Source organism: Salinarchaeum sp. IM2453 (assembly GCF_019693215.1).
Classification (GTDB): Archaea; Halobacteriota; Halobacteria; order Halobacteriales; family Salinarchaeaceae; genus IM2453.
On the sequence record NZ_CP081183.1, the window covers coordinates 2117240 to 2132801 of the forward strand.

Below are 15562 nucleotides of genomic sequence, written 5' to 3' on the forward strand. Positions count from 1 at the left end.
TGAATGATAAATCCAATTATGATGAGAGGAGGTCGACTGCCTCGGGGTCACTCCTCGTGGCATCCGCCTCGTACTACCTGTAAAATCCTACCCCAGGGTTGATCAGGCATATTTTATGTTGCTGAATTTCCATGCGATAATGTGGTTAAATAACACGATTTTGTAAATATGGAAGGTGCTTGGCATTGTATATTATCTTGACTTCATCAGTCTCTGGGCTACCAATACACGTGAGTCGAATATTTTCCTCAGAAACTTCTGAGTCGGAAAGGATTTGCTGCATATCCATCTCAATCTCTCCTTCAACGAGTATTGCGGCACAGTTTGCACAGGCACCAGCTCGACATGAAAATGGCCAAACTAACCCCTCCTGTTCTGCGGCTTCAAGGATATACTGTCCTTCTGTAACCTCGAGTGATCCATAGTCTTCTTCGTCAAGATCTTTACTTGCTGCTTTTTCAAACACCTCATCAGTAACTTCCCAGTCATGTTCGTCGACGATTTCGTAGTTCAGATATGTTACGGTAGACATCATCTAACAAATCGTTTCTGTAAATATAGGTCTGACGCGAAAATAGTCAACTAATGTGCATTTAACGAAGTAAACCGGTGACCCAAGACGACTGTCCCAGACCTGATCTCGAGGTGGAGAGCAATCTAAGATACTGTTCAGAAGAACAAGGACCGTACAATGTATTATTTTTCAGCGTGAACTATAGATATGTATCACACATTTTCAGTTGATAACGCAGACTCGCTGGAAGAAATTGACCGATTTCAACTCTGCTCCGGAGAAGAGCTATATTCATATGTTGCCGGGGATGGAACATCTACCGTACTTGATATTGGTAGTGGGACAGGCTTCTTTACAAAGGAAATTGCTCCTCACGTAGCGGATGTATTTGCAATTGATATTCAACAGGCAATGCATCAGTATCACAAAAAACACCGGGACGATGTGACTGCTGAATTAATCACCGCAACAGCCACTACGATTCCTCTTGCCAATGATACCATTCAGACTGCATATTCAACGATGACTTACCATGAATATGCAACCGAAGAATCGCTTAGAGAGATACAACGGGTGTTACAACCAGGCGGCCAACACGTAATCATTGATTGGTCTGCTGATGCGCCTGGAGACCGAGGCCCACCAGCAGATGAGCGATTTTCGTTGAATGAAGCTATTGCCCATCATCGTGACTGTGGATTTGAGATTGGGACTGCTAAAAACCGATATCGAACGTTTCTGCTTGTGACAAATAATAAGCAGTAGCGATTCAGGCTAACACACTGCCAGCACGAATAATTGTCTCTTCATCAAATGCTGGCCCGACTAACTGCAATCCAACTGGCAATCCGTCAGCTTTCTCAATTGGTACGGAAATCGCTGGAAGGTCAGCAAGATTGACTGGCGTAGTATTGGTATCAGCCAGATACATCTTCATTGGGTCATCGATAGTTTCTCCCAACTCAAATGGCGTCATTGGCATAGTTGGTGAAGCAATTATATCAACTGTCTCAAATGATTCGTCGAAGTCCTGTTTTACCCATGCACGCGCATCTTGAGCCTGCTTGTAATACTTATCTTGATACCCAGCAGAGAGTGCAAATGTCCCGAGTAAAATACGCCGTTTTACCTCATCTCCAAATCCTTCACGGCGGGCCTTTGAGAATGCCTTATTCCAATTGCCGTCAAATCCGCCAGAATGACCATATCGAACACCATCAAACCGAGCCAAGTTCGAGGACGCCTCCGACATTGCGATAACATAATATGCCTGCACGGCTTGTTTGACAGATGGAAGGCTAATCTCCTGATATGTTGCCCCTGCAGCCTCTAACTCATCGATAGCAGACCAGAAGGATTCTTTGACGTCTTCATCTACTCCATCAAGTAACTGCGATGGAATGCCAATCTGAAGTCCATCAATATCACCATCAACAGCATTAGTATATACAGTGTGATCGCCCTCTTCGCGGGTTGTAGCGTCCTTTGGATCGGAACCAGCAATCACATCAAGCAAACGCGCAGCATCGTCGACCGTTTGTGCAATTGGACCAATTTGCTCTAAGCTATTCGCGTATGCGATGAGCCCATAGCGAGAGACAAGCCCATATGTTGGCTTGATGCCAACAACATTGCAAAAGGCTGCTGGACAGCGAATTGATCCGCCAGTATCAGAGCCTAACGCTATGTCGGCTTCCCCAGCTGCAACCGCTGCAGCAGAACCTCCAGAGGATCCTCCAGGGACATAACCTGGTGCAACAGGATTCTCTGTGGGGCCAAAAGCGCTCGTTTCAGTTGTTGTTCCCATTCCAAACTCATCTAGATTTGCCTTGCCGACGATTGTACCACCAGCAGACTTGACTCGATCAACAACTGTTGCATCGAATGGGGGTTCGTAATCTGCAAGCATTGCGGATCCGCATGTTGTTCGAATATTTTCGGTTGCAATATTGTCCTTTACAGCGATGGTGTAGCCACTCAGCTTTCCATCCGCGGTGCTCTCAACTTCCGTCTCGGTGAGAAAGATATTCTCGCTCATGAAACGTTTGGTCCTTTGAAGTATCCGTCTTCAGTCTCTTCTGCGTTTTTCAATGCCTCCTCTTGTGTTAGGCTATCTCTGACTTCATCTGCCCGCATTACGTTAGTAAGTTCAGCCTCTCGATCAACATCTGGAATTTCTTCGAGTGACGCAAAATAATCAAGGACGTCATCAAGTTGATCAGCAAATGTGTCGGCGTCCTCTTCGTCGATGTCAATCCGAGCGAGCTCCGCAATATGGTGTATGTCTTCTGAATCGACCCGTGAGTTATCCATATTTAGATGTTTTCAGGACTGTGAGTAAGAGTTTCGGTCTTGTCGGCTACATGGGTTGTCATCCTCCTCGGCTAAAGATGAAGACCTCCGCTCGAAAACTCTATAAATTGCCTGAATAAACCCATCTATTTCGTGAACCGCCTCGGGGTCAAGCCCCGTAACATTTGCCTTGATTTTCTGTAAAACAACGCGTTGATCACTGATGTGATACAGCATCGGAGCCTGGACATGATTACTAAATATAACTGTACGATGGCAAAGCGTTTATGACCTTTCATGTGCAATTGATAGTTAAGTATTTCTGCGGCGATGATCCGCAGCGCTTAGATCATGACAGACACGAGCGTGAGAGAAGACGAGCGGGAGAAAACTCAGGAAACGACCGACGACGAGTCTGTGGTTTGTCCAGAGTGTGGTGGACAAATTGCGAGTGACGAGGAGCACGGCGAGACCGTCTGTGTTGAATGTGGACTCGTTGTCGAAGAAGACGAAATTGACCATGGGCCAGAGTGGCGTGCGTTTGACGCTAAAGAAAAAGACGAAAAATCGCGTGTCGGTGCGCCTACGACAAAAATGATGCACGACGAAGGTTTGTCGACGAATATTGGTTGGCAAGACAAAGATGCATACGGACAGGCTTTATCGTCACGGCAGCGCCGGAAAATGCAGCGCCTTCGTACGTGGAACGAGCGGTTCCGAACTCGTGACTCAAAAGAACGAAATCTTAAGCAGGCACTCGGTGAGATCGACCGGATGGCGTCTGCACTTGGCCTCCCAGATAACGTTCGTGAAACTGCCAGCGTGATATATCGTAGGGCACTTGATGAGAACCTCTTACCTGGTCGATCGATTGAAGGTGTTTCAACATCGGCGCTTTATGCGGCGGCTCGACAAGCTGGCACCCCACGAAGTTTAGATGAAATTGCTGGAGTTAGCCGAGTCGACAAAGATGAAATCGCTCGTACCTATCGATACGTGGTTCGTGAGCTTGGACTGGAAATCGAACCGGCTGATCCGAAGCAGTATGTTCCTCGCTTTGTCTCTGAACTTGAACTGTCAGAAGAGGTAGAACGTCGTGCTCGAGAACTCCTCGACTCTGCCCGGGAAGCGGGCATCCATAGTGGTAAATCACCTGTGGGACTTGCAGCAGCGGCTGTCTATGCGGCGTCACTTCTTGTTAATGAAAAAGTTACACAGAAGGAAGTCAGTGAAGTGGCGAATATCTCAGAAGTGACGATTCGGAACCGATACCACGAGTTACTTGAGGCAAGTCAAGCTTAGTCCCATCCACACTGCGTGGTATTCTCTTGCTGAACTAACTATGGTCAGCAAGAGATTTATCGTCACAAACTAACTTAAATTATGGAGACGACACGGCATTTTGTTACTACCGTGTTTGTAGTCAATGACGGAGCAGTTGCCCTACATGAACATGACCGATTAAATCTCTGGTTACCCCCAGGTGGACACATCGAGCGCGACGAACTCCCGCATGAAGCTGCTAAACGGGAGGTAAGTGAGGAGATTGGCCTTACTGTGCAGCTGGTTAAAGATCTATCTGGTTATGAAGCATCACAGGCTCGCCCTATTCCCCGTCCACAGCAACTTCTTCTTGAAGATATCAACGTTCACCACGAAGAAGTCGGACACCAGCACATTGACTTTGTCTATTATGGGCATGTACAATCACGAGATATCACACCCAGAAGTGATGAAGCGCCAGCATCAGCGTGGCGATGGTTTGACAAGGAGGATTTGCAGAATGGTCCAGACAATCTCACTGAAGATGTTATTGGAGCGGGATCTGACGCTATTGACATTGTGATGGAGCGCAGATAAGATATCAAATTTATCTCATATATCGTCCCATATTTGTCTATCTCCATACAGCGAGAGAATCCCGTCCTTCCCGTGAGGGACGAGTGCAGTCGGTCACCCGAGAACCATTCGTGAGGATGAAGACTGGGGGCGGCACGGGAACAAATGCCTCCACGACTGGGCGTTTGAGACGCTTCTCAGTCACATCGAGTACAAAGCCGAAGAACACGGTATCGACGTGGAGCGGGCCGATGAGCACGAGTTAGCCACGTCGATAACCTGGTGTGAGTGTGGCACGAAAGCCGAGTCAACTCGTGTTGAGCGTGGGTTGTACGTCTGCGATGAGTGTGGGTTGGTGGCGAATAGTGACTGTAATGCGGCTGAGAATATGCGAGCGACGGTAACTCCGAGTCCTGCACAGGATAGGAGTAACGGCTGTCTGGCCCAGCAATCGGTCCGCCTGTTCGACAAGCAAACGGGGAGAGTAGCCCCACAAGAACAGGTGCGACCGTAAACCGGCAAATATCCCAACGCTTGTGGTGCGGTTCGGGAAGCCCCGTCTTCACGACGGGGAGGAGGTCACATCTCAAAGATAATATTCTCAAACTGTAGTGATGATCTGATAGTTGCCTACTGATTGAGCTCAAACTCAATACGAACTGTATCTGCTCCCTTTGAGACCCAGTCAACAATAGATATCTCTCCAATCTCCCCAAGCTTATCGACGTGTGTTCCGCCACAAGGGCACATATCAAAATTTTCAATCTCGACAACACGTAGTGGATCAACGTAATCAGGAATTAAATCCAAGAGTGCTCTCCCTTCATCAACGTTGTTCTCAACTAAGTCCCGAGGCCGGTTTTCCTTGACTACCGACAAGTTCTGCTCAATCACTTGGTTTGATTCAGTTTCAATATAACTGATATCCGTTTCATCAAATTCAGCAGGCTCAAAATCAATTCGGGAGCGATCGGCATATACTTGATTTCCTGCTGTAGTTGCTCCATATTCATCTAGAACAACGCGTGAAACAATATGCTGTGCAGTATGCATCCGACTATGCTTCTTCCGTCGTGTTTCATCGATGTTGCCTTGGACAGGCTCATTCTCTACAGGCGATGATCCAGTATAACTATCCACATAGTGTCGAACATCGCCGTGCGATTTTTTCACGTTCTTAATTGACGCTGAACCATCCTCCCAGCGAATAGTCCCATGGTCAGCTGGTTGTCCGCCTCCCTCTGGATAAAAATATGTCCCATCTAAAATAATGTAATCTTGTGTCGCTTCTACGATCGTGGTTTGAAACGTTGTTATATTATCGCTGTTCGGCAGATAACGAAGTTCAGTCACATAGAGAGATAATATCGGCTGTATACAAACAACTCACGGAAATATATAATTGATTTGGAGAGTTAATTCTTGCAGACTAAGCACCATCTGTAAACTACCTCTGTCTACTCGCCGCCGTTGTCGACTCCTTGCCGCAGGGGCTTCCTGGTTCAACGACACGCTTTGGAGACACCTCATCGGATGGGTCCTCAGTGTCCCCAGAGAGCACAGTCTCTGCAGGCGCTGATTCGGCTATGCTCTGACCTACTGTCTATGTAGTTACTTCAACTCCAAGCTTTTCCAATCCAAGGTGTGGCCGATATTCTTATGTGAGAGTGTGGATATATACCTGCTGACAGGTTTGATCATGGTCCATGCAGCCAGTAGGCGTCTCGGCGTATTCCGGCGTTACAGCGTACTTACGTCTCCTTGGACACTACTGATTTGTTAGGTTACTTGTCACTTGAACGTTCGGAAAGACAAGGAGTGTACGGATGTATCTCTGCCCTACTCGCTCCCGACGGTCGCTCCTTGAGGACGAGGACGTAGCCTGTAGAAGTTAAAGTCCACAACAACGGCGAGTAGAACAAGACAAGTTCACTCCCCAATAGATTTTGCGGCATCAAAGAACGCCTCAACATTTTCGACGGGGGTGTTACGATCAACTCCATGACCAAGATTGAGAATGTGCGGGTGCTCACCAAACTCACCCACGACAGACTGAGTCCGTTCATGAATTGTATCTGGCTCTCCATAGAGTAATGCTGGGTCAAGATTCCCTTGGAACGTAGGCACATCTATTTGCTGCAGCGCCTGTTGTACATCAACGGTCCAATCAAGGCTGATAACGTCGGCACCGGTTTCTGCCAGCAAATCGAGATTACCACTCATGTTTCGGGCGAAGACAATTGTTGGCACGTCTGTTTGATTAACAATCCGCTGGTGACGAGGTAAAATGAATTTTCGGTAATCTGTCGGAGAAAGTAATCCAGCATATGTATCAAATAACTGGATAACGTCAGCACCTGAGTCCGTCTGGAAGGCAATATACTCAACTAGAACATCCGTAAACTCGTCTAATAGCGTTTCAAATGCGGTAGGATGTTCCGCTCGAAGACGACGTACATCCATAAATGTGCGTGATGGCATTCCTTCACAAACATATGCAGCAAGTGTAAATGGGCCTCCGGCAAATCCAATTACAGCTGCCTGTTTGCCAACTGTTGATTCAATCCGATCAATGATCTCTGCTACATACCACAACTCGTCAGATACATCAGATCGACTTCGAGATACGTCATCGGTTGATGTTACTGGATTTTCAATAACTGGGCCGACGCCAGACTCAAGATGGTATGAAAACCCAAGAGGCTCGAGAACTGTCAAGATGTCTGAGTACATGACTACACCATCTGGCTTAAACCGATGCCAAGGTTGTAAGCTAATTTCGGCTGCAATATCCGGCGTTGAAATTGCTTCTAAGAATGAATACTCTTCTCGTATTTCTCGATACTCAGGCAGGTATCGTCCAGCTTGCCGCATCATCCATACTGGCGGCCGGTCAGTTTGCTTCCCTCTGGCAGCCTTCAGAAAACGAGATCTCATTAATTATAACATAGAGCCAAAGTGCCATAATGGTCCGGATTTTGTGACAGCTTGTATGTTAACTAGATATTAATAATTTCACAATTTTACATACTCCATGACATCCATTATTAGCGGTCTGGTGCAGATGCTATGCTCCCCGCCCTCAAGACCTCGTCAATGGCGGCGAGTAGGGCGGAGTAACTTACGAAAGATTTGAGACGAAAGCCTCACCTGTAAGGACGAGGGGAGGGTGTCAAGTTCATCTTTGTCCAACTGAAATAAATAAGCTGAGATAAACATGCAACAACATTCACATCCGTGGGTGTTGTACATATACATGTGGAGCTAACTGCGCCCCACGTCAAGTAACCATGCCCCACGACATATCCGACATCGAGGTCCCCATTTGGTTTGCTATCGTTGCTGGAGTGATTATTGGTGGAATCACTTTTTTTGGGATCGCTTTTAGCGCAAGAATAGCGATTACCTTGCTCCTATCAATTATTTCGCTAGGCATCTCACTCGTGATTCTGTACCTGTTATATCGATTCGTCGTTGCTGTGGAACAGATTGCAGATGCAACAGACCGAATCGCTGATCAAAACCGGGCTGATGAAGATGACTTATACAACTGATTGAAGGCCGTGTCCAAAGAATTTTGTCCCTCTCCACACGGCTTCAGCCGTATGAGGAGTCAACTAAGGGCTGTTCCACTCCTCGATTCGTTTAGCAAGACTGTCAGAAAAAACAGTAAGGTAGGCTGTCCCCCAGAATGCAGTGATGATTGCTCCGACAACATTGAAGATCATGTCAACAATCGTATCATCGACGCCATATTGTGCTAGCACCGGATCCAACCCGAGTATCAATGCCCCTTGATCTGCAAAAAACTCCATTATCTCCCAGACAACGCCCATGGCTAATACAAAAATAATTGTAAAAACGAACAATCCCCATGGCGGGAGATGAATGCGATCATCATACAGGTGGATACTGCGTAAAGCGGCGTATCCAGCGGCAGCAACTACGGAAGCTGATAGCGAGTGTGTTAACCAGTCCCATCGAGTGATTCCGTCGTACAGCGCAAGCGTACCAAGTGTGTGAAAGAACACGGCAGCCGTGACCCATAGTGCAATCCCAGGATCAACGGAGAGACGGAAATTCCGACGGAGTATCCTCGGGATATACGTAACTGCGAGTGCAATTGTTGCATTTGTTATCACCGCAAGGTCCAGTTGCCAAAGACCGTATATCAGTATCCCTACAAGGATAACCCGCATTAATCGGACGATTTGTTGTTGTCGCCGCTGTGAAATGCCAAGCCGGTAACTGAGAATTGCCTTCTCTTCAGGAACAGGATCTGTAATCGGAGATTCACACGATTCAAGACTTATTAATTCTCGTTTAAATGCAGCATAGAAACAAAAGCCCGCCACGATCCCGGCACCAGTTATCTGCATCAACTCAAGCATGACAACAGTATTTAGCGTGTCCTGTGATCGCCCATCTAACAGAAATGACGTCCCAACAAGTTGATCCAAAGTCCACTGGGTGATTTGGACAAGTGCGCCCATTGCCATGCTAAACAGTGTGGTCAACACAACTGCGAACCATGGAATAAGTGATAGGGATGTAATGTCGTGTAGCTGGATTATAAACAACAACGAGAGTGTAGCCAATGCAATACTTGGGAGCAACTCGGTGGCAAAGAGCTCAGGAGCGATCGTCTGACTTAATACCGGAAGTGAAACTACCCCAGTAAGATACCATGGGGGAACCTTTGTTGGATTTACCAGACGAATGACTGGTGCAAGAAGAATTCCAAGGGCAATGATACTGAAAAGTGCAGGTTCATACTGACCAACTGAGATACCGATAGTGAAGTTGATGACGAGTAGAAGAATAAATCCCCAAGAGAGCCCTATATCACGTCTGGAAGCAGCAAAAAGACTTACTTGTTGAGTTTCGCCCATTGACTATACGACATAGTAACAACCGTTCGTATATGTCGCTTTACACTGGTATGATGCTATTCATATGCAATTTGCTCACTTGGACCGTGGTTTAATAAATACTGGCACAATAACATGAATACATGAGTGAGGAATCACTATATGAGGAGAGCAAGCCAAAAAAGCGACGAGGTCTGTCAACATTTTTCAGAGGGCTCGCAAGACGACTTCGGCGCGGGAAAAAAGTGCCCGTTAACGATGCACAAGATGCTGTAGTAGACATCCCAAGTGAGGTCGAAACGGGAATTGAAGTGACACAAGAAAGTGATGAAGTCTCGCTGCAGGTTAATCTTTCTTGGTCAGAGGACGATATCGAAGAGATCGTCGAAACAGATGTCATCGCGAGTAAAGCCCGGTTTGAAGTGTACCGCGACGCAGGTGATAAGCATCGTTGGCGGCTTATCCATGACAATGGCAATATTATTGCAGATGGCTCTGAAGGATATGCTTCAAAACAAAAAGCAAAACAGGGCCTAGAAAGTGTACGCTCGAATGCTCCTGGGGCATATGTTGTTGATGTCTCAAAAGATGAAGACACACCTAAAGAGGGCGGGAGTGATGCAACATTTGAAGTATTTAAAGACAAGGCTGAGGAATGGCGCTGGCGTCTTGTTCATGACAATGGTAACATCCTTGCTGACGGCGGTCAAGGGTACGCCTCAAAGCAGAAAGCAAAGCAGGGTCTCACAAGTGTTCAAATAAATGTACCCGGTGCACCTATCGAGGAACCTGAATAGTCTCTTCTGAGGAGTCAATTACAGGTTTCTCGGTATAAGCCTGAACTGATTGCATAGTGAACTATCCCTGCCTACTCACTCGTGGCAATAGCTGCTCGTCTCTTGAGGCAGGGGATTTCTGGGTCAACGATGTTTCTTGGAGACACATCACTGACTATCGTATTATTGACCCCAGCGAGCGCAGTTTCCACAGGTGTTGATTCCGCATACCCTGTCCTATATCTTCTCTCGGAGAGACGATTCTGAGCAAGTGTATTCCGGCGTTGCAGCGTACTTGAACAGCTCCTCAACCACGGCTGATTTGCTGGGTTGGTTATCACTTGAACGTTCGAAAACTCAGAGAGTGCGCGGTTATATCCTCGCCCCATCGTACCCGCTCCTAGCGGTTACTCCTTTGGGCCCGGGCTGTAGCCAGTAAGCGTAAAAAAGATCTAACCGAGTTGCGCGTAGTGGTCACGACAACCGATCCTGTGAACTAATCCGATCAGATACGAATTCGAAGTCGATATTTGCTCGCTTTGCTGCTTCTTGATCGCGTGGGCTGTCTCCAATAAAAATCGCTTGTTCTGGCGCAGCCTCCAGATTCTCAAGGACCTTATTGAGTGGTTGTGGCGAAGGCTTCTGTTCCAATACCGTATCCCGGCCGACAACCGTATCAATATATGTGCTAAGGTCTGTTTGTTCAAGTGCGATACGGCAGGCAATTTCTGAATTAAGCGAACACACCCCAACTGGTACAGAAGCAGGAAGTTCTCCAGCTAGTGGTAATAGGTGTGCACTTCTAGCTCCTTGCTTTTCATGATCAGTGATTACTTGCTCGACAATCTGTTTTAGCTCTGCTTCGGCAGCACGAGTGTATACATCCCAGAGGCTATTTGTCGAAATAGTAAGTCCATGGTCTGCTAGTTCATTAATTGCATCCTGCCTTGTCTGTGCCCAATCAACATCTAATTGTACAAGTGTGCCATCTAGATCATAAATTATAGCCGCGTAGTTTGTATTCATTGTAATATAGAAGGTTCACTCCATCTTAGCTTTGAGTAATTCGATAACAAACACTGCTCCTTCTGGCTCATTGTCTTCAACCCAAACTGATCCGCCAAATGTGGAAACAAGACTATCAACAAGATATAGTCCAAGCCCACTTCCTGAACTTTCAAGCCCCTTTTCACCTCGTCCGAAAATTTCCCGCTTTCGTTCATCTGAGATCCCCGGCCCGTTATCAGCAACTCTTATATTAATCAAATCAGACTCTTCCTCAATAGATATCTCAATCTCAACGGACTCCTTGTCATTGTGGTAGACAGCATTGTGGAGCAAATTCCCAAAGACAGACCGCAACAGTGGGCTAGCTTGCACATGAAGTTCATTTGGAAATTGCTTGTCACCGGTGATTTTCAGCGGCTTTGAATGGCCAGCAAAATCAGATTGAACTTGTGCAATCTCATCTTCAATCACTTCGATAAGATCAATCGGTTCAAGATCAGGGTTATCAGACCCCAGCAATTCCGTAATGTCTCGGACCGATTCAGTTAATTCCATAGTATGCTGTGCTGCCGCTATGATACGATCTAGTGTGTCCTTGCTCTGTTTATCGATATTTTTCTCAAGTTGGGCTGCCCATCCAAGAATGACAGACATATCGTTACGGATATCATGACGCACGATTTGGTTCAGTAACGCGAGTCGATCACGCTCAGTTTTTAATTCTTCTTCCGTCTCTTTTCGATCGGTAATATCACGACTTGCTGTAATATAGCCATCAAGTCCATGCTTACCGTCCGCAGCAGTCCCGGTTGCTGCAATCCATATCCAGCCTCGATCTTTTGATCGAAACCTGAATTCAATCTCGGTATCAATGTATCCAGACTCTTCAACTAGTCTTTGAAATTGGTTAACAACTCGCTCTCGATCATCTGGATGGATGTATTCTGTAATATCTGCTCCATGCAGCTCTTCGGGAGCCCATCCCTTAACGTGCGTCGAGCTTGGAGATTGATATTTGATCGTCCCCATCTCATCAACGACGGTGATCACATCCGAGGTTTGTTCAATGAGGAATCGGAACTGGTCAGCGGATAAATCCGCCGAATAACTCTGATCGCTCGTCATGCCGAGTATGTACTGTATGTACTATTGGAGAACATAATAACGTTCCTGTCAACTGCCTCGGGGTCAACCCCCGTGGCATCCGCCTTGATATTCTGTGAACGCTCGCTGAGCGTAGTTATCTGCGTGCAGGTCAAAAAGGAAGAATCAGTCAGTTCTCAAACGGCGCGTTTAGACAATATGTGTTTTCTTTTGGACGGCATTGACACTGTCGCAACTGATAATACTCAGGAGAAACATCAGCAATAATCGGCTCTACTAAGTCTGCGAGTAATGCCGGGAACCGATCGTCATCATGTGGGACAGGAATTCGATGGAACGAAAATCCTCGCTCAACTGCCTCTTTTTTAAGATCAATATCCAGCTCGACAAGTGTCTCAGATTGTTCGTGCATGAAGCTCATCGGTTCGACGATAACGTGTTCGACTGATTCATCTAAGGATTCAATCACTGTCTCGATGTCTGGTTCGGTCCAGTCAATTCCACGGTTTTCATGATTTTGGAATCCGAGGTGATATTCTTCTATCCCAAGCACTTGACTGATCATCTCGGTATATTCATCGACATAAAGATCATAGCGGCTGTCGCCTTCCAAATACTTTATTGGCGTACCATGAGCTGAGAAAACAAACGCTGTGTTTGAGTCATTTGGTTCAAGATTATTACGGTCCAAATACGTGGTAATGTTCTCTGCCCGCAACCTAGTGTACGATGGTGATCGGTGCCATCCTGTAATCGAATAAAAATTAGGATTATACTCAGAAAGATCTGCAATACTTTCTTCCAACGCGTTGACAGATGAAACTGTTGTCGACTGGCCACAAAGCGGATACACGGGAACTGCAATGACTTGTGAGATCTCATCAGCCGCCAGTTGTTCTGTAATATCCGGAATTAACGGATCAACGTGTTGCATTGCATGGTACACATTAACGGATTGGCAACGTTGATCTAGCTCTGTATCGAGAGCTTCCTTCTGTGAGGTGGCCTGTTTAATAAGTGGTGATCCATCAATTTCCCGGTATTCTTCAAGCAATCCAGGCAAACGTCGTTCAGCGAGTTGCTCTGATCGTTCTCGAATCTCAGCCTCGGTTGTATCTCCATCCAATGAGGCATTGTCCATAAAGATACGAATGAGATAGTCTCGAACAGTATTCCGATCTACGGTCTGTGGCTCACCATAATTAAGTAATACAATTCCTGTTTTCATGTTTCTCCCGACTGATTACGGTAAGCTCATATTGGAGCACACACAAAAAAGTCTGGTGAGGTACTAATTGGCTTCTTGAGTTCCAGATCCGCAATTTTTCTTGTCGCACTGTGACTATCTGACAACAATCACGGGGATTGGAGCACGTTTTGAGACCGCATCTGCTACGTTTCCAACAAGGAATCGCCGGGACGCACGCTTCCAGTCTGAACCGTGTGCTCCAATAACAATTGTGTCATATTCTTCGGCACGGTCAATAATATTTCGCGCTGGATGCCCAATGCCAGTTAGCGTCGTGACTTCTCGGTTACGCTTTTTTGCAATCTCCTGAGCACGTTTGAATACCGGATCCGTTCGTTTGGTAACTGCTTCCTCAGCGTCATCTTCCAGTGCAAGCGTTGTTGCCTCACCCATCATCGAAGAAGGTACTCCAATTACGTGCAGGACAGATATTTCGGCCTCAGGAAAATTATCTATTGCATATTCGAGCGCTTTTTCGGCGTGCTCTGAGTCATCCATCGGTACGAGGATCTCTGACACCATGTCTCGATCAACGTTGCCTGTCAATGTGAATCACTAGGGAGGAATGCTTCAGATGTTACTAGTACAAATTATCTATATGCATTCACAGACGAATTAAGGCGGGTGACACGGAAGCTGTTCCAAAGGTGGTTGGCTGAACTATCGTAAAGTCATATAAACCGCTGTTCGGCCATTTTATACGGTGGCATCCGTTAGCGGATAATAATGACACTCACAAAACGCATCATTCCATGTATCGATGTTGACTTAGATGAAGATGGGAACGCAGCCGTTTATACTGGGGTAAACTTTGAAGACCTCAAGTATACAGGAGATCCCGTTGAAATGGCTAAGCGATACAACGAGGCAGGCGCTGACGAGTTCGTCTTTCTCGATATTACCGCATCTGCTGAAGGTCGTGAAACGATGCTTGATACGGTTTCTGCGGTTGCCGATGAATGTTTCATTCCGCTTACTGTCGGAGGTGGAATTCGAACAAAGGAAGATATCAAAGAAACGCTACGTGCTGGAGCCGATAAAGTCTCGATCAATACTGGAGCATTGAATAACCCTAAGTTAATTAACAACGGTGCAGCGGCATTTGGTTCACAATGTATTGTCATTTCCGTTGATGCTAAACGGCGCTTCGATGAACAGGGAGAGCATTATGCACAGATCGACGGTGAATCATGCTGGTTTGAATGTACAATCAAAGGCGGCAGAGAAGGAACTGGTCGCGATGTGATTGAATGGGCAAATGAAGCAGAATCACGTGGCTCCGGTGAATTATTCATCAACTCCATCGATGCAGATGGAACAAAAGATGGCTATGATATTCCACTTACTCGAGCTGTTTGTGATACGGTAAATACACCAGTTATTGCGTCTTCAGGTTGTGGTGGTCCAGAAGACATGTACGAAGTTTTTGCTGAGGCTAATGCTGATGCTGCTCTTGCAGCGTCGATTTTCCACTTTGACGAGTATGGAATCAATGAGTGCAAACAGTACTTAGACGAACGTGGAATTCCGGTTCGCAGATAACTTGGTTTGTTATAGTTGATACAATGCTACTGATCTGTTTTCTTTTTAGGTGATATTATGTCGCTGCTTCAAAAGCGGATGTGAATGCGTCTGTCTTTTCACGGACTTGGCTGGCACCGTCCTCAAGTGCGTCTAGGGGATCTACACCTGGTTCGGTCTTGATTGTTAGCACCGGATCAGTTTGCCCACCAGACTGTTCCGGGTTCATGTCATATGTCGCCGCAGTAACTCCTTCTGTTTCTAGTAGCGCACCCTTCAGAACATTCATAAATGTGTGACTCTCTCCGGCAATTTCAATTGAAAGTTCATTATCACTATGATCGATAACGCGAAGATCCATATTAACAAAGAGGTCCGTAATCTGTTT

At 46.4% G+C, this 15562-nt stretch carries 18 protein-coding genes; 7 read left to right on the forward strand and 11 right to left on the reverse strand.

The features are described from left to right. Positions 1-145: 145 nt before the first annotated feature. Positions 146-532, reverse strand: a complete 387-nt coding sequence (gene fer / locus K0C01_RS10115) for a ferredoxin Fer (protein WP_221169586.1) — start codon at positions 530-532, stop codon at positions 146-148. 189 nt (positions 533-721) lie between these two features. On the opposite strand from fer, the gene K0C01_RS10120 reads away from it, so the two are divergent. Next, positions 722-1279 (forward strand): class I SAM-dependent methyltransferase, encoded by a 558-nt coding sequence (locus K0C01_RS10120; RefSeq protein ID WP_221169587.1) that lies wholly within the window; start codon positions 722-724, stop codon positions 1277-1279. Between the two features lie 4 nt (positions 1280-1283). Here K0C01_RS10120 and gatA read toward each other — a convergent pair whose 3' ends face one another. Both gatA and gatC read right to left on the reverse strand, forming a co-directional pair. Continuing rightward, the gene (gatA, locus tag K0C01_RS10125) at positions 1284-2552 is read right to left on the reverse strand and encodes an Asp-tRNA(Asn)/Glu-tRNA(Gln) amidotransferase subunit GatA (RefSeq protein WP_221169588.1); all 1269 of its coding nucleotides are present in this window, start codon (positions 2550-2552) and stop codon (positions 1284-1286) included. Continuing rightward, entirely contained in the window at positions 2549-2827 is a 279-nt protein-coding gene (gene gatC / locus K0C01_RS10130; protein WP_221169589.1) for an Asp-tRNA(Asn)/Glu-tRNA(Gln) amidotransferase subunit GatC, read from the reverse strand. The genes gatA and gatC overlap by 4 nt, the downstream gene beginning before the upstream one ends. Before the next feature lie 330 nt (positions 2828-3157). Between gatC and K0C01_RS10135 the strand changes: the two genes are divergently transcribed. The 3 genes from K0C01_RS10135 to K0C01_RS10145 all read left to right on the forward strand — a co-directional run bounded on the left by K0C01_RS10135 (position 3158) and on the right by K0C01_RS10145 (position 5159). Continuing rightward, on the forward strand, positions 3158-4108 hold the full coding sequence (locus K0C01_RS10135) for a transcription initiation factor IIB (protein WP_221169590.1): 951 nt from the start codon (positions 3158-3160) through the stop codon (positions 4106-4108). An 81-nt stretch (positions 4109-4189) separates the two neighbouring features. Then, complete coding sequence (locus K0C01_RS10140; protein WP_221169591.1) at positions 4190-4666, forward strand: NUDIX hydrolase; 477 nt, start codon at positions 4190-4192, stop codon at positions 4664-4666. 106 nt (positions 4667-4772) lie between these two features. After that, entirely contained in the window at positions 4773-5159 is a 387-nt protein-coding gene (locus K0C01_RS10145; protein ID WP_221171250.1) for a zinc ribbon domain-containing protein, read from the forward strand. A 116-nt stretch (positions 5160-5275) separates the two neighbouring features. Here K0C01_RS10145 and K0C01_RS10150 read toward each other — a convergent pair whose 3' ends face one another. Continuing rightward, positions 5276-5998: an alanyl-tRNA editing protein gene (locus K0C01_RS10150; protein ID WP_221169592.1), complete on the reverse strand. Its 723-nt coding sequence runs from the start codon at positions 5996-5998 to the stop codon at positions 5276-5278. A gap of 576 nt (positions 5999-6574) precedes the next feature. After that, positions 6575-7582, reverse strand: coding sequence for a uroporphyrinogen decarboxylase (gene hemE / locus K0C01_RS10155; protein ID WP_221169593.1), 1008 nt, complete (start codon positions 7580-7582; stop codon positions 6575-6577). Positions 7583-7935: 353 nt separating this feature from the next. Here hemE and K0C01_RS10160 point away from each other — a divergent pair, with 353 nt between their 5' ends. After that, positions 7936-8199 (forward strand): DUF8066 domain-containing protein, encoded by a 264-nt coding sequence (locus K0C01_RS10160; RefSeq protein WP_221169594.1) that lies wholly within the window; start codon positions 7936-7938, stop codon positions 8197-8199. A 63-nt stretch (positions 8200-8262) separates the two neighbouring features. On the opposite strand, the gene K0C01_RS10165 is transcribed toward K0C01_RS10160, so the two are convergent. Continuing rightward, a complete protein-coding gene (locus K0C01_RS10165; protein WP_221169595.1) occupies positions 8263-9537 on the reverse strand; it encodes a DUF2238 domain-containing protein in 1275 nt (424 codons plus the stop codon). Between the two features lie 122 nt (positions 9538-9659). Here K0C01_RS10165 and K0C01_RS10170 point away from each other — a divergent pair, with 122 nt between their 5' ends. After that, positions 9660-10313, forward strand: a complete 654-nt coding sequence (locus K0C01_RS10170; RefSeq protein ID WP_255568272.1) for an HVO_2922 family protein — start codon at positions 9660-9662, stop codon at positions 10311-10313. 453 nt (positions 10314-10766) lie between these two features. On the opposite strand, the gene K0C01_RS10175 is transcribed toward K0C01_RS10170, so the two are convergent. The 4 genes from K0C01_RS10175 to K0C01_RS10190 all read right to left on the reverse strand — a co-directional run bounded on the left by K0C01_RS10175 (position 10767) and on the right by K0C01_RS10190 (position 14175). Next, positions 10767-11318 carry an HAD family hydrolase gene (locus tag K0C01_RS10175; RefSeq protein ID WP_221169596.1) on the reverse strand — a complete coding sequence of 184 codons (552 nt, stop codon included), beginning with the start codon at positions 11316-11318 and terminating at the stop codon, positions 10767-10769. A gap of 15 nt (positions 11319-11333) precedes the next feature. Further along, positions 11334-12425: a PAS domain-containing sensor histidine kinase gene (locus K0C01_RS10180; RefSeq protein ID WP_221169597.1), complete on the reverse strand. Its 1092-nt coding sequence runs from the start codon at positions 12423-12425 to the stop codon at positions 11334-11336. Positions 12426-12573: 148 nt separating this feature from the next. Further along, on the reverse strand, positions 12574-13632 hold the full coding sequence (hemH, locus tag K0C01_RS10185; RefSeq protein WP_221169598.1) for a ferrochelatase: 1059 nt from the start codon (positions 13630-13632) through the stop codon (positions 12574-12576). Positions 13633-13746: 114 nt separating this feature from the next. Beyond that, positions 13747-14175 (reverse strand): universal stress protein, encoded by a 429-nt coding sequence (locus K0C01_RS10190; protein WP_221171251.1) that lies wholly within the window; start codon positions 14173-14175, stop codon positions 13747-13749. A 204-nt stretch (positions 14176-14379) separates the two neighbouring features. Between K0C01_RS10190 and hisF the strand changes: the two genes are divergently transcribed. Next, the gene (gene hisF, locus K0C01_RS10195) at positions 14380-15195 is read left to right on the forward strand and encodes an imidazole glycerol phosphate synthase subunit HisF (protein WP_221169599.1); all 816 of its coding nucleotides are present in this window, start codon (positions 14380-14382) and stop codon (positions 15193-15195) included. Between the two features lie 55 nt (positions 15196-15250). On the opposite strand, the gene K0C01_RS10200 is transcribed toward hisF, so the two are convergent. Continuing rightward, positions 15251-15535, reverse strand: coding sequence for a DNA-directed RNA polymerase subunit L (locus K0C01_RS10200; RefSeq protein ID WP_221169600.1), 285 nt, complete (start codon positions 15533-15535; stop codon positions 15251-15253). Positions 15536-15562: the final 27 nt, after the last annotated feature.